This window comes from Microbulbifer celer (assembly GCF_020991125.1).
Classification (GTDB): domain Bacteria; phylum Pseudomonadota; class Gammaproteobacteria; order Pseudomonadales; family Cellvibrionaceae; genus Microbulbifer; species Microbulbifer celer.
Map to the genome: position 1 here is coordinate 368,435 of NZ_CP087715.1, position 18,082 is coordinate 386,516.

Sequence of the window (18,082 nt, forward strand, 5' to 3'; positions counted from 1 at the left end):
CCGGCCGGTTTTCTCTCTATCTCTACTTCACGCTGAACATAGAGCCGCCAGGACAGCGCTCCGAATAACCCGGCGAACCAATGTTTTACATTTTCTTGACCAAATGGACAAGTAAAAATTTAGATTGAATGGTCAGGTTTTTCGGGTGGCACAGCGGGGAGCGGCATGAAAGCTGATCATGTGGTCGATTATTTTCGGTGACCGAAAGCGCGTTTTGGGTTCTTCAGGAAGGGTGGGAAGAGCGGTGGAGTCTGGTCTGGCCGCGGCGTCACTTTGCCTGAGCCCGGTGGTTGAGCTATTGTCGGCCGCTTGTAGGAAACAATCACAAATTGCCGCTATGCCTCACCAGAAATCCGAACCCCGTCAGAGTACCGAAGAAGCCGAACTCGCCCGCGCACTGGATATGGATGCCGAAGGCCCGGACAAGCCGGGCCGCAAGAAACGCCCGGGGAAAATCCGCGTGCGCAACCGCGAGCGGATTCTGGCGGCGGCGGAGGAGGAGTTCGCCCAGCATGGCTTTCGCGGCACCACCATCCAGCGCATCGCCGAGCGGGCGGAGCTGCCGAAATCCAACGTGCTCTACTACTTCAGTAACAAGGAGCGCATTTACACCGCCCTTTTCGACGCCATTACCGGGCGCTGGAATGTGATGCTCGAGTCGATCAGGCCGGAAGATGATCCGGCCATGACCCTGGCGCGGTTTATCAAGGCCAAGGTGGAAATGTCCCGCACCCATCCCCTGGCATCGCGCCTGTTTGCCATGGAAGTGATCCAGGGGGCGCCGGTATTGAAAGAGCATCTGCGCACCAACATGCGCGACTGGGTGCGCGACCGCTCCGGGGTGATACAGCAGTGGATCGATGAAGGCCGTATGGCCCCGGTGGACCCGGTGCAACTGATCCTGCTGATCTGGTCCTCCACCCAGCACTATGCGGACTTCCAGACCCAGATTCTGGTGATCGAGAACAAGGCGGAATACACCCGGGAGGATTTCGATCACGCGGCGAAGTTTCTGATTGAGGTGATTCTGCGCGGATGCGGGCTGGAAGTGCCGCCATTTGAGTCGGTGGAAGTGGATCTGGATTTCGAATAAGCCAAATCGTCATTCCGGATCTGACCCGGAATCCAGTGGTACGAAGCTGGATGCCGGATCGAGTCCGGCACGATGTCCCTTTCAGTTTCTGACCATTTGATCAGGTTTTTCTTGACGCAACCATCATCACTGGTTTAATTTTTTCCTGCCTGCGGAGGGGAGAGACCGCTGGCGGCATTAAAATAAAACAGTAATGAGAGTCAGCATGTCCCATCGCACAGCCCACCGTTCCGCCATTCTCCACAGTATCGGCGACCCCCGGGAGGTCGGAATCGAGGCTTCTTACGAATATTTCGACGACGGCCTCCTCGTGGTCGAAAACGGTAAAATCCTCGCCATCGGGCACGCCGAAACCCTGCTCGGCCAGTTTCAGGATGCCGATCTGGTGGAATATACCGATACCCTGATCACCTCCGGCTTTATCGACACCCATATTCACTATCCGCAGGTGGATATTATTGGCGCCTATGGTGAGCAGCTGCTGGAATGGCTGGAAACCTATACCTTCCCCGCCGAGCGTAAATTTGAAAGCCCGCAACACGCCAGTGAACTGGCCGGGGTGTTCCTCAAGGAACTGCTCCGCAACGGTACCACCACGGCACTGGTGTTCGGCTCCGTTCACAAGGAATCTATCGACGCCTTCTTCACCGAGGCGGAAAAGCTCGATCTGCGCATGATCGCCGGCAAGGTGATGATGGACCGCAACGCCCCGGAATACCTCTGTGATACCCCCGAGAGCGCCTATTCAGACAGCAAAGAGCTGATCGAGCGCTGGCATGGCAAGGGGCGGTTGCATTACGCCGTTACCCCGAGGTTTGCGCCGACGAGTACCCCGGAGCAATTGACCCTGGCGGGCAAGCTGTTTCACGAATATCCCGGGCTGTATATGCATACGCACATCTCCGAGAACAAGCAGGAGATCGAATGGGTGAAGTCCCTTTTCCCCGAGCGCAAAGGGTACCTGGATGTGTACGATCATCACGGCCTGATTGGTGAGCGCTCGGTGTTTGCCCACGGCGTGCACCTGTGTGATGAAGAGTGCCAGCGCCTCGGTGAAACCGGATCTGCGGTTGCCTTCTGTCCTACGTCCAATCTGTTCCTCGGCAGTGGCTTGCTGAACCTGGATTTACTTGAAGAGCGTGGTGTGCGTGTGGGGCTGGGTACAGACGTGGGTGCCGGCACCAGTTTCTCACAATTGCAGAGCCTCAATGAGGCGTACAAAGTCATGCAGTTACAGGGCAAAAAGCTGGATCCGTTTAAGGCACTGTATCTCGCCACTCTGGGGGGCGCCCGCTCCCTGTATCTGGACGACCGTATCGGCAACCTGGATCCTGGTAAAGATGCGGATTTCGTGGTCCTCGACTACCAGGCAACGCCGCTGATCAGCCGCCGGATGGCGCAGGCGTCCAATCTGACTGAAAAACTTTTTGCGCTGATGATCCTTGGGGATGACCGCGCCGTTAAGGCCACTTATGCCGCTGGTGTCTGTCGACACCGCAAATAATCCGCATGTCGTCTAGTTTGTCTTTTACATATCTCAGGGGCTGCAGGCCCCTTTTTTATGCCCGCGATCTACGTGGACCAAATCTCCTGAGCGATGGGTGGTTAATGGCGCGATAATTATTTTCATACTCAAGCGATTGTGTCGACTAGTTCGGAAAATAACTGTGAACTAGTCTGGCGGTTGAAAAATGATCATATTGGTTCGTTATAGTCATACTGTTTATTTACGGTTACTTGGTAAAAATAATTCTTAATTTATTGATATATATGATGGTTATTTTGATTGTTAATAGATGATGTACTATTTAAAAAAATATTGTTGCAATCATTGTATACAGAATTATTATCGAATCAGGCCTTACTTCTTGACCTTTAAGTCAAAAAATAATTAACAAATACTGTTTATAAACCCTGAAAGGAAGTAGAGAGAGGAAATCAAGGGCGATCAGGACGGCAGTAAAAAACGCAGGAAAGGCGGGCCAGGCCATCACCTCCCTGAGACTGAAGTGCGTACTCCGGGTGAAACAACAATAATGAGAGGATCACTTGTGGAAACGATCAAGCAAGACCAGCATGTACTCAATCAATCGGACAGCGCGATACCGAGTTCTGTGAATTCAGCAAACCCCGGCCTTCTGGACCGGATATTCAAGCTGCGGCAGCACGAAACCACGATCAAAACGGAACTGGTGGCGGGTCTGACGACCTTCTTCACCATGGCATACGTGATTTTCGTGAACCCGAATATCATGGCCGCAGCTGGTGTGGACCACGGAGCGGCGTTTGTCGCTACCTGTATCGGTGCCGCGTTGGCCTGTTTCCTGATGGGGCTGTATGCCAACTGGCCTGTGGGCCTGGCACCGGGGATGGGGCTCAACGCCTTCTTCACCTACACCGTGGTGGGGGATATGGGCTACAGCTGGCAGGTTGCCTTAGGGGCCGTATTCCTGTCCGGTGTACTGTTCATGATCATGAGCCTGTCGCGTATCCGCGAGTGGCTGTTGAACAGTATTCCTCTCAGCCTGCGATTTGCCATGGGTGCCGGTGTGGGCCTATTCCTGGGGCTGATTGGCCTCAAAACGGCGGGCATCGTTGTGGATAACCCGGCGACTCTGTTGTCCATGGGCAGCTTTGGCGAACCGTCGACCCTGCTCGCCGGCGTCTGTTTTCTTCTGATCGCCATTCTCAGTCAGCGCAAAATGTTTGGTGCCATCCTGTTCAGTATGCTGGGGGTGACGGCCGTCGGTTGGGCGATGGGGTTGGTGGAATATCAGGGGCTGGTTTCCGCTCCGCCGAGCTTGGGGCCGACCTGGATGGCGATGGACATCGCAGGTGCGTTGAACGTAGGCATGGTGAGTGTGATTCTGGCATTCCTGTTCGTGAATATGTTTGATACCGCCGGTACGCTGATGGGGGTTGCACACCGCGCGCACCTGGTGGACGACGATGGTCGCATCAAGAACCTATCGCGGGCGTTGAAAGCGGATTCCACCTCCAGTGTGATGGGTTCCTTCGTCGGCTGCCCACCGGTAACCAGTTATGTGGAAAGCGCGTCCGGCGTTGCCGCTGGTGGCCGCACCGGTCTCACTGCTGTCACCGTGGGTATCCTGTTCCTGCTGGCTATGTTCTTTGCTCCGCTGGCGGGCATGATTCCGGCCTACGCTACCGCTGGTGCCCTCATCTATGTCGCAATGCTGATGATGAGTGGTATGGCGCACATCAACTGGAAGGATCACACCGATACCATTCCCGCGATTGTCACTGTGGTGATGATGCCGCTGACCTTCTCCATTGCCAACGGTATCGCCCTGGGCTTCCTGACTTACACCGTGATGAAGCTGTTTACCGGGCAGCATGAGAAAGTGTCCATCAGCCTGTATGTGCTGAGTGTGATTTTTATCGCGAAGTTTGCGTTCCTGTAAGTCGCTTTATAGCGCGACGTTCTCTGAGTTTTACCCTCAAGCAAGACTGAACCGATATCACCTGCACATATCCTGCCGGGAATTATTTCCCGGCTTGGACGGCCCCTTGCCTGTTCGAGTGGGGCACGGATATTGAGGAATTAACGGGCCACCAAGAGCTCGCAATCCGGTTGTTGGAAGTTCGCAGTCGACGACCAATTTCGACCATGCGCAATCCCAAGCGCATTTCCAGAAAAATAACCTGAGAGACTGAGTTGTGAAAGTATTCAAAAAAATCCTGATGGCCACCGCAGTGGCCGCAGCCATTTCACCGGCGGCACATGCAGAACGCTTTTTCGGCACATCGACCTTGTCATTACTGCACAGTGGCCAGTACCAGACCTTCGGCGGTGTACGGGAAGATGCCACTGTCTTCACCTTTGAAAATATCGCCGCCAACAACTGGGGTGACAGCTTCTTCTTTATTGACCGTTATCAGGTCGAAGATGAAGACACCGGAGTCAATGATCTCTACGGCGAGTTTGCACCCCGGGTCAGCCTGAGCTGGCTGACGGGCAACGACCTGCAGTTTGGTGTAATAAAAGATGTACTATTGGCAGGTACTTATGAGTTTGGTGGTGGCGCCGATGCGGATAACTATCTCGCGGGTGTTGGCGTAAGCTGGGACTTGCCCGGTCTGCAGTACTTTAATACCAATGTATATTACGTGGATAACAATACCGCGTTCGATGACCCCAACGACTGGCAGGCAACCATTACCTGGGGCGCGCCGTTCGAGATTGGCTCTGCCAAGTTCCTGTTCGATGGCTATGCTGATTATTCCTCCGGTGTCGGCGGCGCCCAGGCCGCCGAGACCCATATCAACCCACAGCTGACTCTGGATGTGGGCAGCCTGACGGATAATCCGGGCGTGATGTTTGCCGGTATCGAGTACTCCTACTGGCGCAACAAGTTCGGTAGCCGCGCCATTGATACCGAGAACGCGGTAAGTGCGTTGGTGAAGTTTTACTTTTAACTACTGAGTTCACGTTATGAAAATGCCCGGGTAGTAATACTCGGGCATTTTTATTGGTCGGCGTTCAGTGGTTCGCTCGTTTACCGTGCAGTGGCGGTGGATCACTGGGTATTGTTTTTCGAAACCGCTGTGAACCCATCCATGGGCGCTGCGGCGGCGACGTCCCTGTCGCCGACGCTTCCGAAAAACAATCCCCAGCACTCCACCTTCGCATCAAGAGCATCGCTTTGTAGCTAAAAGCGAGGTACCTGTCGGTGCAACTTTTAGGTTGTTACTCAGCTCTATCTACGAGCCGCAAACGCGCAATCTTGTTGATCTGTTCCACTGCGGTTTTCTGTTCCTCTTCAATGCTGTTTTTCAGCCTTACTTCAAATGCATCCAGAATCAGAAACCGGTTGCTGCCTTTCACCGCCATGATGAACGGAAAACCGAAGCGTTCCTTATAGGCATTGTTCAGCGTCTCGAAACGCGCAAGCTCCTCCGGCGTACACTGATCCAGGCCCACGCCGGCCTGCTCCCTGGTCGAATCATCCGTCAACTCACCGGCCAGAGCCGCCTTGCCCGCCAGATCCGGGTGAGCACAGATCACCTGCATCTGCCGCTCGCTCGCTGCACTCCGCAGAATCTCCGCCATCGACTCCGCCAGCACCAGAGGATCGTCATGGGTACTGGTAAGCCCTGAATCCCAGGCCTCAGCGGCAATCCAGGGCGAGTGTTCGAAGATATCCCCAAACTGCGCAACAAAATCCTCACGGGTGAGCGAGCTCGGGCTTGGCGTCAGTTTCAGTGCCTCGGTCATTGCGGTCATATCAATCCCTCCTGCGGGTGCAAAACAGGTGTATTTATTTTGATGTATTCATTGTATACAAAAAGTGTTTGAATATGTATCCATAATTGGTGTAAAAATGAATCCATAATGCAGCGTACAGATAGCGCTGTAATCACCAGCCTGATACATGGGCGCTGCATGCAACGGTGTAGAGCGCAACCGTATAAACAGCTGGTAATGGGCAAGTAATAGCGAGAAGACAGATTCAGGAGAAAACCATGGGACGACTGACCACGCATGTACTGGACACCGCTCTCGGCCTACCGGGGCAGGGGATCCGGGTAGAGGTATACCGCCTGACCGGCGGCAACCGCACCTGGCTGAAAGAGGTGGTCACCAACGACGACGGACGCTGCGACGGCCCGATCCTTGAAGGTGATGACCTCGAAGTCGGTGAATACGAGCTGGTGTTCCATGCCGGCGACTACCTGCGCCGCCAGGGCAACAAAAACGGCGAGCCGCGCTTTCTGGATGTGATCCCGCTGCGCTTCGGCGTTGCCGATGCTTCGCAGCACTATCACGTGCCATTGCTGGTGTCCCCGTACAGCTACTCCACGTACCGGGGTAGCTGACAAGAGTTCAAAGGGAGTCGTTTTTTTCTGGCTTGCTAACGAAGCCAAAAGCCGGATGCGAAGGGCGGGTGCCGGGGATCGGTTTTCAAAAGCGTCGCAAACAGGATGTTTGCGCCGCAGCGCCCAGGGATGGGTTTACAGCGGTTTTGAAAACCGATACCCGGTGCCCGTCCGCCACAGGGCCTGCTTATACGGAGAGAGTGGGCCCGGAAGGGCAAGACCTGAGTTTTGCACTTTTTCAAAAAAATAATGCGAGAAGAGAGCGGGCTATGGAATCTTTTATCCTGGAATTTGCAAACTTTATGCTGCGCTGGCTGCACGTGATTGCCGCCATCGCCTGGATTGGCGAATCCATCTACTTCGTCATGCTGGACAACGGCCTGAAAAAACCGGAAAGCGAAGCCTGCCGCAAAAAAGGCGTCTTCGGAGAAATGTGGGCCGTGCACGGCGGCGGTTTCTATCACAACCAGAAATACGCAACCAGCCCCGAAAAGCTACCGGACGACCTCCACTGGTCCTTCTGGAAATCCTACACCACCTGGCTCTCCGGTTTCGCCCTGTTCATATTGCTGTATATGACCAACCCGGCCTTCTACCTCATCAACACCCAGAGCGACTGGGCGTGGGCTGCAAACCTCACCGGCTGGCAAGCCAACCTCACCGCCATCCTCTTTCTGCTTTCAGGCTGGGTCATCTACAACGAACTGTGTAAACGTATCAGCCCCAACATGGAACGGGACGGCCTCCTCAGTATTGCCGTCGGTGTCATGATGATCGGCGTCGCCTACGTCAGCACCCAACTGTTCGCCGGCCGCGCCGCCTTCCTCATGACCGGCGCCGTCATGGCCACCGCCATGTCTGCCAACGTATTTTTCTGGATCATTCCCGGGCAGCGTCGCATGGTCAACGCCATGAAAAACGGTGAAGAACCGAACCCGCTGGACGGCAAACGCGGTAAGCAGCGCTCCGTACACAATACCTACTTCACCCTGCCAGTAGTGCTGCTCATGATCAGCAACCACTACGCCTTCACCTACACCCATGAATACGCCTGGGTAATCATGGCCCTGTTTATTTTTGCCGGCGCTACCATCCGTCAATTCTTCGTACTCATGCACTCGGGCCAGATCAAACCCGCCTACCCGGTCGCCGGTGTAGCAATGATCATGGTCGCCTTCTGGATCGTCTCGCCACAGGCGGCACCCCAGCCTGAAGCCCCGGTGGCGCAGGTGGAGGAGCCGTCAGCGGGGGTGAATGAGCCATCAGCGGAGGAAAAAAGCGCACCAGCGGAGGGGGAAGAGCTCTCAGCGAAAATGAAAGAGCCCTCAGCGGGGAAAGAGCCCTCAGCGGGGAAAGAGCCCTCAGCGGGGAAAGAGTCCTCAGCCCAGACAAATGATCCATCTCAGCCCGAAGAAGTGAAGGTTGCCGCAGTGAATGACGCCAAAGCAAGTGACGCAAAGCAAGCACCCCAAGAAGAAACGGCTGCAGAAATTGACGAGCAAACGAAGGCAGAAATCGTGGAATCGGGTCAACAGCCGGAATCTGAAGCTGGACATGAAGAGCAGGAAGGCCCGTTCGCTTTAGTGGAACAACACTGCGCCTCCTGCCATTCCCAGGCGCCGACTCAGCCAGGCTTCTCAGCACCGCCCGCCGGATTTGCCTTCGACAACCGCGAGCAGATCGAGCGGACCAAAGCCAAGATTCAGGCGGCGGTGGCCAGTGGGTATATGCCGCTTGGCAATATGACCGGCATGAGCGACGAAGAGCGGGCAGTGATTGCTGCCTGGCGCGAATAGGATTGTTATCCCGTTTTTGTATACAATAGGCGGTTTCCAATACCACTATCTGAATACAGGAACGCGAGGAGAATGGTTCAAGCAACAGCAGGCGCGGCACCCGGTACCAAGCGCAAACGTCAGGATGGTACTGAGCGCGAAGATGCGATCCATCAGTCGATCAGTGACGCCATCGTCGAACACCGTCTGAAACCGGGCTCCCGTCTGCGTGAAGATGCGCTGGCAGAAGTGTTTGGCGTGAGCCGCACCGGTATCCGCAAGGTGTTGCAACGCCTAGCGATAGAGCAGCTGGTGACCATCGCGCCGCGCCGCGGTGCGAGTGTTGCCCGCCCCACCGCGGATGAGGCGCACGAGGTGTTTGCGGCGCGGCAGATGGTGGAGTGTGGCCTGATGGCTGAGGTCGCGAGTCGCATCACTTCGGGAGAACTGATGGAGCTGGATGCCTTGACCCGGCGGGAAGTGAATGCACTGGCGGAGGGGAATAAAAGCCTCGCGATCCGCACCTCCTCGGAATTCCACGAGCGCCTTGCGCAGATGTCGGGGAATAAAACCCTGGCGGAGTTTGTCGGGCGCCTGTGCTCCCGCTCCTCGTTGATCCTGGCGGTTTACGGCAGTTCCGGCGGTGAGCCTATGGGGTGTGAGTCCCACGATCACAATGAACTCGTACGCTTACTGAAAGATGGGGATGGGGCCGGCGCCTCCCAGTTTATGCTGAATCATCTGAAGTCAGTAGAAGCTTCCCTGTCTATCGTCGAGGGTGCCGAAGAAGTGCCGGATCTCTACAGTATTTTCGGCAGTTGATCTCCCCAGCCTGATCCTTCTTCCAAGCCCTTTATGGTGGATAGGCGCAACGCTTATCCACCCTGCACTCGCTTCCTGTACCTGAAATCTATTCCCATTCCTCTTTCTACTTTTTAGGCGCGGCAGTCGCCGCGGCTTCCCGGCGCACCCATAAAAATCTCCCGATAAATCACCATGCAGTGATTGCATTCTTCTTGAATACACTATATTGTTTTCTTGTATACAAAAGCGTTGCCAAATTGGTCCACAGGATTGTATTCAATGTGAGGCTCGTCGCCGGAGAAACCTCGGATGGGGTCGCTGCTGAGCGTCTCCGGCGGCCGGTTGCCAGAAGTACCCGCAGCGAAGCAAAGGAATAACCACCGTGAATTTTTCAGACCGCGATTCGTATCCCCGTGACCTGATCGGCTACGGGCGTGCGCAGCCCCAGGCCAACTGGCCCGGGCGGGCAAAGATCGCCGTGCAGTTTGTGCTGAATTACGAAGAGGGCGGGGAGAGCTGTGTCTTGCATGGAGACAGTCACTCGGAGCGCTTCCTTTCGGAAATCGTGGGTGCGGAAGCCTATACCGATCGCCATATGAGTATGGAATCAATTTACGAGTACGGCTCCCGTGCAGGGGTCTGGCGGATCCTCAAAGAATTTGAACAGCGCGGCCTGCCACTCACGGTATTCGGTGTGGCCATGGCGCTGGAGCGTCACCCGGAAGTGGCTCTGGCTTTTCAGGAGCTCGGTCACGAGGTGGCGTGTCATGGGTTGCGCTGGATTCACTACCAGCATGTGCCAGAGAACATAGAGCGCGAGCACATGCGTCGTGCCATCGAGATCTTTCAGAAACTGTACGGGCACAAGCCGCAGGGCTGGTACACCGGGCGCGACAGCCCCAATACCCGGCGCCTGGTGCTGGATGAGGGCAGCTTTCTGTACGACAGCGACAACTACGGCGACGACCTGCCGTTCTGGACCCTGGGAGCAGACAGTGAAGGCGTGCAACACCGTCATCTCGTGGTGCCCTATACCCTCGACACTAACGATATGCGTTTTGCCACGCCCCAGGGGTTCAACACAGGCGAACACTTCTTCGAATACCTGCGCGATGCATTCGATGTGCTTTATGCCGAAGGGGAGGAAACCCCAAAAATGATGAGCGTCGGTCTGCACTGTCGACTGGTCGGGCGCCCAGGCCGGTTCCGCGGGTTACAGAAATTTCTCGATCATATCGAGCGGCACGATCGGGTATGGGTAACCCGTCGCGTCGATATTGCCCGTCACTGGGCAGAACACCACCCCGCCCAAGGTGAATTCCGAAGGGCAGATAAAAAATCGGTTTGTAGCAGTTTGGACACAGCACTGGATTAACAATGACTAACTTGAAGTACCCAATGCATACCTATTACGCACCCAAAGGAGGGCATCCGCCGCAGACACAATTGTTATCTGATCGCGCGGTATTTACCGAGGCCTACGCGGTCATTCCCAAAGGTGTCATGCGCGATATCGTCACCAGTTACCTGCCGTTCTGGGAGAAGACCCGCCTGTGGGTGTTGTCGCGCCCATTATCAGGATTTGCCGAGACTTTCTCCCAGTACATTATGGAAGTGCAGTCCGGTGGTGGTAGTGACCGCCCTGAGTCAGACCCCAACGCGGAGGGCGTACTGTTTGTTGTGGAGGGGGAGCTGACTCTGACCCTCAACGGCCAACGCTTCCGCATGGAAGAGGGCGGCTATGCCTTTATCCCGCCCGGCAGTGACTGGAAGGTACACAACGAATGCGCTTCCACCCTGCGTTTTCACTGGATCAGAAAATATTACGAGCGTGTGGAAGGCATTGATGTGCCGGAAGCGTTTGTAACCAACGAAAAAGATATCAAACCCATCGAGATGCCCGACACCGAGGGTTGCTGGGCCACTACCCGCTTCGTGGATATCGAGGACTTCCGGCACGACATGCACGTGAACATCGTGACATTCCAGCCCGGCGGCGTGATTCCGTTTGCGGAGACTCACGTGATGGAACACGGCCTCTATGTCCTGCAGGGGAAAGCGGCTTACCTGCTGAATAAAGACTGGGTGGAAGTCGAGGCGGGAGACTACATGTGGCTGCGCGCTTTCTGCCCCCAGGCCTGTTATGCCGGCGGCCCCGGCCCGTTCCGATACCTCCTCTACAAAGACGTGAACCGTCAAATGAAGCTGGGCGGATTCGGGCAGCGCTAATTGCTATGCGTATACACGGAAGGAGTGGGCCGTACGCAAAGCTCTGTAACAGTTCGCTTCGCCAAAATGTCCAGCTCTGCGTTGAGAAAGCTCGAAATAGAACCACTATTCCAGCGCATTCTCGCCTTGATCTGAAAATTTTGGCTGTGCTCCTTTGCTACAGCGCTTCACGCACGGCCCACATGCGCCCAAAATTTCAATAAAAAATGGAGAGAACCACCATGCTCGAACTCAAGGCACAACCGCTGACCGCAGAAGCCTTCGCGCCCTACGGCGATGTCATCGACAGTCGTAACGCGGATTCTTTTTCCATCAACGGTGGCAAAGCGCAGCGTTATCACGACCTGGTACAGGTCGAAACTCTGGGTGAAGAAGCGCGCCCGCTGGTGAGTATTTTCATCAGTGAGCCTGTTGAACTGCCACTGGAACTGACCTACCTCGAGCGACACCCGCTGGGCAGTCAGGCGTTTATTCCAATGCACGAAGAGCGCTTTGTCATCGTGGTGGCGCCCAAGGGCGAAACCATTGATCCAAAAGATGTGCGCGCATTTATTACCGATGGCCGTCAGGGCGTGAATTACCGCGCGGGGCTGTGGCACGGGGTGCAGTCGGTAATCGAGCGCAAGGGAGAGTTTGTGGTGGTCGATCGCGGAGGTAAAGGAAAAAACTGCGATGAGTACCCGATGGATATCCGGGTGCATGTAGAGGATGTTGTGGTCGGTGAAGAAGCCCTGGCTACTGCCTGAACTGAATAAAGCGTCATCCCGGCGTACGTCATGCGGGACTTGATCCGGTACGGGATCCAGAGCCCGGAGAACCTGAATTCCCGCGTGCGCGGAAACGACGAAAAAAGAAAGCTCCAAAAGCACCAGCTGTACCGGTGCAGGAATAAAGAATAACCAAGCAATTTCTGAAGAAGCGATCTTCAGTGGGAGAAAACTATGGCTCGCATGACAGCTGCTGAAGCCGCGGTTCACGTTCTGAGAAAAGAAGGCATTGATGTTGCCTTTGGCGTGCCCGGTGCGGCAATCAACCCGTTCTATTCCGCTCTGCGCAAAGTAGGTGGAATCGATCACACCCTGGCGCGACACGTAGAGGGCGCCTCACACATGGCGGAGGGCTATACCCGCACCAAAGCCGGCAATATCGGCGTGTGTATTGGCACCTCCGGCCCCGCCGGCACCGATATGGTGACCGGGCTGTACTCCGCCAGCGCGGATTCCATTCCCATCCTGTGTATTACCGGTCAGGCGCCGGTATCCAAACTGCACAAGGAAGATTTCCAGGCAGTCGATATCAAAGCCATTGCCGGCCCGGTTACCAAGTGGGCGGTAACCGTACTCGAGGCGGCGCAGGTACCGCGCGCCTTCCAGCAGGCATTCCACCTGATGCGCAGCGCGCGCCCGGGACCGGTTCTGATCGATCTGCCCATCGATGTGCAGATGACTGAAATCGAATTCGACCCGGACACCTACGAGCCGCTGCCCGCCTACAAGCCGGAGGCTACTCGTGCACAGGTTGAAAAAGCCCTGACCATGTTGAACGAAGCCGACAGACCTCTGCTAGTTGCCGGTGGTGGTGTAATCAACGCCGATGCCAGCGATCTGCTTACGGAATTTGCGGAAATCACCGGAGTGCCGGTGATCCCCACCCTGATGGGCTGGGGCACGATTCCGGATGACCATCCTCTGATGGCGGGCATGGTCGGCCTGCAGACTTCCCACCGCTACGGCAATGCCACGCTACTGGCTTCGGACTTTGTCATGGGGATCGGCAACCGCTGGGCCAACCGTCACACCGGTAATGTGGATACCTACACGGAAGGCCGCAAGTTCGTGCACGTGGATATCGAGCCGACCCAGATCGGTCGTATCTTCGGTCCGGACTACGGCATCGTTTCCGATGCCAAAGCAGCGCTGCAATTGTTTATTGAAGTGGCCAGCGAGTGGAAGGCCGCCGGTCGCCTGAAAGATCGCTCGGAATGGGTGAACGATTGTCAGGAGCGCAAGCGCACCCTGCTGCGCAAAACCCACTTCGACAATGTGCCGGTAAAACCCCAGCGCGTGTACGAAGAAATGAACAAGGTGTTCGGCAAAAACGCCCGCTACGTTTCCACTATTGGTCTCTCACAGATTGCCGGCGCGCAGTTCCTGCACGTGTACAAGCCGCGCCACTGGATCAACTGCGGCCAGGCCGGCCCTCTGGGCTGGACCGTACCTGCAGCGCTGGGTGTCGCCAAGGCGGACCCGGAGGCGGAAATTGTCGCACTCTCCGGTGACTACGATTTCCAGTTTATGGTGGAAGAACTTGCTGCTGGAGCACAGTTCAACCTGCCGTATATCCATGTGCTGGTAAACAATTCCTACCTCGGGTTGATTCGTCAGGCACAGCGCAATTTCGATATGGATTACTGCGTGCAGCTGGCATTCGAAAACATCAATTGCCCGGAGATCGACGGATACGGCGTGGATCACGTATCCGTGGTGGAAGGCCTCGGTTGTAAAGCGCTACGGGTTACCCACCCGGATGATATTGCACCGGCATTGGAGCAGGCCCGCGAGCTGATGAATAAACACCGGGTACCGGTTGTGGTCGAGGTAATTCTGGAGCGCGTCACCAATATTTCCATGGGTGTGGATCTGGATGGCGTCAACGAATTTGAAGCGCTGGCGGAAGGCGATAGCGATGCGCCCACCTCGATCGCTGCACTGACCTGATAGAACTGAGCAGATAGAAAAGATGCGTTGACTCATTCCCGTCATCCCGGTGAAGGCCGGGATCCAGTATTCGGAGTGCGGGATCAGCGTCCATTTGGAACTGACGAACTCAATAACAGGAGAAGCTCAATGCCAAAATTCACCGCGAACCTGAGCATGCTGTTCACCGAAGTGGATTTTCTCGATCGCTTCCAGGCCGCCGCAGAGGCCGGCTTCAAGGGGGTGGAATATCTGTTTCCCTACGATTACAGCATTGAAGAAATCAAACAGCGTCTGGATGACAACGGCTTGACCCAGGTATTGCACAACCTGCCCGCCGGTGACTGGGGTGCCGGTGAGCGCGGGATCGCCTGCCATCCGGATCGTGTGGAAGAGTTTCGCGCGGGCGTGGACAAGGCTATTGAATACGCCACCGCGCTGGGCTGCAAACAGGTGAACTGCCTCGCCGGCATCGTGCCCGATGGTGTCTCGAAGCAGCAGGCGCGTGCGACCTTGGTGGGAAACCTGTGTTTTGCTGCAGATAAACTGAAAGCCGCCGGTATCCTGCTGATTGCCGAGCCCATCAACACCCGCGACATTCCCGGTTTTTTCCTCAACCGCACCGAGCAAGCGCTGGAAATATTTGACGAGGTGGGCAGCTCGAATCTCAAGCTGCAGTACGACATCTACCACATGCAGATCATGGAAGGCGATCTCGCGCCTACGATGGAAAAGCATCTCGACCGTATCGCGCATATCCAACTCGCCGACAACCCCGGCCGTCACGAACCGGGTACCGGCGAAATCAACTATCCCTTCCTGTTCCAGCACCTGGACAAGCTGGGGTATCAGGGCTGGATCGGTTGTGAGTACAAGCCCAAAGCCACCACCACTGAAGGGCTTGGCTGGTTGGACAGCGCGCACGGGTGAGATCGCGAATCACCGTTGACAATAAATGCAGAAATCTGGAGAGAGAAAATGAGCAAGATCGGATTTATCGGCCTCGGCATCATGGGCCGCCCAATGGCCGGACACCTGCTGGACGCTGGCCACGAACTCTACACCAACGACCGCGGCCGCGAACTGGATAAAGGTCTCGCAGAAAAGGGCATGCAGGTCGTCGCCAGTCCCAAGGCCGTAGCGGAACACTGTGAAGTCGTCATCACCATGGTACCGGACACCCCAGACGTGGAGTCCGTTCTGTTTGGCGAGGATGGCGTTATCGAAGGCCTGCAGCCGGGCACCCTGGTGATCGACATGAGCTCCATCGCCCCGGTGCCCACCCAGGAATTTGCCAAGCGCATCGCCGCAGCGGGTGGGGAATACGTAGACGCACCGGTATCCGGCGGCGAGGGCGGTGCCATCAATGCCGCACTGACCATTATGGTCGGCGCCACCGAAGAAGGCTTTGTCCGCGCCCAGCCGATCCTTGAAGTAATGGGCAAAACCATTACTCACATCGGCCCCCAGGGTGCCGGCCAGACCTGCAAGGTGGCCAACCAGATCATTGTCGCGCTCACCATCGAAGCCGTATCCGAAGGCCTGCTGTTTGCCTCCCGCGCCGGTGCCGACGTCGCCAAGGTACGGGAATCCCTGCTGGGCGGCCTCGCATCTTCCAAAATCCTGGAAGTCCACGGCGAACGCATGATCAACCGCACCTTCGACCCCGGCTTCCGTATCCGTCTGCACCAGAAGGATCTCAACCTGGCCCTGGAAAGCGCCCGCGCCTTCAACCTCAGCCTGCCGGGCACCGCCAATGCCCAGCAACTGTTCCAGGCCTGCGCCGCCAACGGCGGCGCCGACTGGGATCACGCCGGCATCGTGCGTGCTCTTGAGAATCTGGCCGACCATGAGATAGGAAAGTAACCCAGTGTTTCCGCTGGCAACGATGAATCGCCGTTGCCAGCGGCTTTTTCCGGAACTGTTTTTGCATTGTTCTATTTAGACTAGAAGCAGAATCGCAAAACAGGCTGGATAAGGGAGACGTGTCCACGGACTCCCCAGTAAGGCTCTTCTCCGTGAGCCAAGCTGTCGGACACGTTTCCCTTATCCGGCTTGCATGATGCGTTACTCCACTACAATGTTGCGAGATGCAAGCTTACGGAGTATTGAGCTGAGAATAGAAGGGGCGGTGCTGGGGGAAAGGTTTCGAAAGCGTCGGCGACAGGGACGTCGCCGCCGCAGCGTACAGGGATGTATTCACAGTGGTTTCGAAACCTTTCACCCTGGGCCGCCCCGCCATTGAGCCTTGGTAAGAAGAGTTCGAGGGTCGATCGAAGCTCGAGCCCAGGAATAAAAATGAAGAGGTCTTCGCCGATGAACAAACTGCCCAAACTCGAGACCCTGAACCGTCCGGCGGACTACTCTGCCTGGCTGCGGGGGCTCTCCGAAATTGCTGTCTCCTCGGTGCACCCGGAGACCCTGTTGCCCTCGCGTCTTCCCGAGCCCCCCACCGGCCGTACCATCGTCATCGGCGCCGGCAAAGCCGCCGCCGCCATGGCCGCCGCGCTCGAAAAAGCCTGGGCCAAAAAATACATGCGCGCCGACATCCAAGGCCTCGTCGTCACCCGCTACGACCACGGCGCCCCCTGCAAAAAAATCGAAGTGCTCGAAGCCTCCCACCCCATGCCCGACAACATGGGAGAAGTTGCCGCCAAGCGAATGCTCTCCGCAGTAAAAGGCCTGGGTAAAAACGACCTCGTCATCGCCCTCATCTCCGGCGGCGGCTCCGCCCTCATGACCCTGCCCGCACCAGGACTCAAACTAGAGCAAAAACAGGCCATCAACAAAGCCCTACTGCGATGCGGCGCGCCCATTCGCGAAATCAACACCGTGCGTCGTCACCTGTCCGCGATCAAAGGCGGCCGCCTCGCCGCCGCCGCACATCCGGCGCGGGTCGTCACCTATCTTATCTCCGACGTACCCGGTGACGACCCCACCCTTATCGCCTCCGGCCCCACATTGCCGGATACCTCCACGCCGGCAGATGCACTGGAAATCCTCCAGCGCTACAAGATCGAAATCGATGACGCCGTACGCGACCACCTGCAGGGCGATACAAAAGCGCCGAAGTTTGGAGATCGTGCTTTCAATCGGGATACCGCGCGGGTACTGGCAAAAGCCAGCGATGCGCTGGACGCCGCCAGCGACGCGTCCATCAAGGCCGGCGTCGACGTGCGCGTGCTGGGAGACAACCTGGAAGGCGAGGCTCGTGATCTGGGGCAAGCGCATGCCCGGTTGGCGCTGCAGGCGCAGCGGGAAATCACCCATCCGCTGGTGATCCTCTCCGGCGGTGAAACCAGCGTGACCGTCAAAGGCAATGGTCGCGGTGGGCGCAATGTGGAGTATCTGCTGGGCCTGTTTACCGCGCTCGCAGGTGCAGTTGGTATCTATGGCCTGGCCATCGACACCGATGGCATCGATGGCTCGGAAGACAACGCCGGTGCCCTGTTTACACCGGACGACTGGGCGAAGATGCAGGCGCAGGGGCTGAACCCGCGGGAATACCTGGCCAACAACGATGCCTATAGTTTCTTTGCAGAACTGGAAAATCTGATTGTGACCGGCCCGACACGAACCAACGTCAATGATTTCCGCGCAATTCTGATTTTGCCGGCGGTGTAAGAAATGGCTTTGAGAAATAT

15 protein-coding genes are annotated in these 18,082 nt (G+C 56.5%); 14 read left to right on the forward strand and 1 reads right to left on the reverse strand.

Annotation, left to right across the window (positions count from 1 at the left end):
- The first annotated feature begins 337 nt into the window (after positions 1-337).
- The 4 genes from LPW13_RS01400 (at position 338) to LPW13_RS01415 (ending at position 5,533) form a co-directional block, all read left to right on the forward strand.
- Positions 338-1,093 (forward strand): TetR/AcrR family transcriptional regulator, encoded by a 756-nt coding sequence (locus LPW13_RS01400; RefSeq protein WP_230437668.1) that lies wholly within the window; start codon positions 338-340, stop codon positions 1,091-1,093.
- A 205-nt stretch (positions 1,094-1,298) separates the two neighbouring features.
- On the forward strand, positions 1,299-2,597 hold the full coding sequence (gene guaD / locus LPW13_RS01405; protein ID WP_230437669.1) for a guanine deaminase: 1,299 nt from the start codon (positions 1,299-1,301) through the stop codon (positions 2,595-2,597).
- 532 nt (positions 2,598-3,129) lie between these two features.
- A complete protein-coding gene (locus tag LPW13_RS01410; RefSeq protein WP_230437670.1) occupies positions 3,130-4,518 on the forward strand; it encodes an NCS2 family permease in 1,389 nt (462 codons plus the stop codon).
- Positions 4,519-4,774: 256 nt separating this feature from the next.
- On the forward strand, positions 4,775-5,533 hold the full coding sequence (locus LPW13_RS01415; protein ID WP_230437671.1) for an outer membrane protein OmpK: 759 nt from the start codon (positions 4,775-4,777) through the stop codon (positions 5,531-5,533).
- Between the two features lie 271 nt (positions 5,534-5,804).
- Here the strand turns inward: LPW13_RS01415 and uraD are convergent, their stop codons facing one another.
- Positions 5,805-6,341 (reverse strand): 2-oxo-4-hydroxy-4-carboxy-5-ureidoimidazoline decarboxylase, encoded by a 537-nt coding sequence (uraD, locus tag LPW13_RS01420; protein WP_230437672.1) that lies wholly within the window; start codon positions 6,339-6,341, stop codon positions 5,805-5,807.
- Positions 6,342-6,580: 239 nt separating this feature from the next.
- Here uraD and uraH point away from each other — a divergent pair, with 239 nt between their 5' ends.
- The 10 genes from uraH to LPW13_RS01470 all read left to right on the forward strand — a co-directional run bounded on the left by uraH (position 6,581) and on the right by LPW13_RS01470 (position 18,062).
- Positions 6,581-6,934, forward strand: a complete 354-nt coding sequence (uraH, locus tag LPW13_RS01425) for a hydroxyisourate hydrolase (protein ID WP_230437673.1) — start codon at positions 6,581-6,583, stop codon at positions 6,932-6,934.
- A 269-nt stretch (positions 6,935-7,203) separates the two neighbouring features.
- On the forward strand, positions 7,204-8,730 hold the full coding sequence (locus LPW13_RS01430) for a urate hydroxylase PuuD (RefSeq protein ID WP_230437674.1): 1,527 nt from the start codon (positions 7,204-7,206) through the stop codon (positions 8,728-8,730).
- Positions 8,731-8,802: 72 nt separating this feature from the next.
- The gene (locus LPW13_RS01435) at positions 8,803-9,531 is read left to right on the forward strand and encodes a GntR family transcriptional regulator (RefSeq protein ID WP_230437675.1); all 729 of its coding nucleotides are present in this window, start codon (positions 8,803-8,805) and stop codon (positions 9,529-9,531) included.
- A 364-nt stretch (positions 9,532-9,895) separates the two neighbouring features.
- Positions 9,896-10,888, forward strand: coding sequence for an allantoinase PuuE (gene puuE, locus LPW13_RS01440; protein ID WP_230437676.1), 993 nt, complete (start codon positions 9,896-9,898; stop codon positions 10,886-10,888).
- Between the two features lie 2 nt (positions 10,889-10,890).
- A complete protein-coding gene (locus tag LPW13_RS01445; RefSeq protein WP_230437677.1) occupies positions 10,891-11,742 on the forward strand; it encodes a bifunctional allantoicase/(S)-ureidoglycine aminohydrolase in 852 nt (283 codons plus the stop codon).
- Positions 11,743-11,963: 221 nt separating this feature from the next.
- Complete coding sequence (locus LPW13_RS01450) at positions 11,964-12,488, forward strand: ureidoglycolate lyase (RefSeq protein ID WP_230437678.1); 525 nt, start codon at positions 11,964-11,966, stop codon at positions 12,486-12,488.
- A 195-nt stretch (positions 12,489-12,683) separates the two neighbouring features.
- Positions 12,684-14,459, forward strand: coding sequence for a glyoxylate carboligase (gcl, locus tag LPW13_RS01455; protein ID WP_230437679.1), 1,776 nt, complete (start codon positions 12,684-12,686; stop codon positions 14,457-14,459).
- Positions 14,460-14,588: 129 nt separating this feature from the next.
- Entirely contained in the window at positions 14,589-15,368 is a 780-nt protein-coding gene (gene hyi / locus LPW13_RS01460) for a hydroxypyruvate isomerase (protein ID WP_230437680.1), read from the forward strand.
- A 48-nt stretch (positions 15,369-15,416) separates the two neighbouring features.
- On the forward strand, positions 15,417-16,304 hold the full coding sequence (locus LPW13_RS01465) for a 2-hydroxy-3-oxopropionate reductase (RefSeq protein WP_230437681.1): 888 nt from the start codon (positions 15,417-15,419) through the stop codon (positions 16,302-16,304).
- 432 nt (positions 16,305-16,736) lie between these two features.
- Complete coding sequence (locus tag LPW13_RS01470; RefSeq protein ID WP_230437682.1) at positions 16,737-18,062, forward strand: glycerate kinase type-2 family protein; 1,326 nt, start codon at positions 16,737-16,739, stop codon at positions 18,060-18,062.
- The last annotated feature ends 20 nt before the right edge of the window (positions 18,063-18,082 follow it).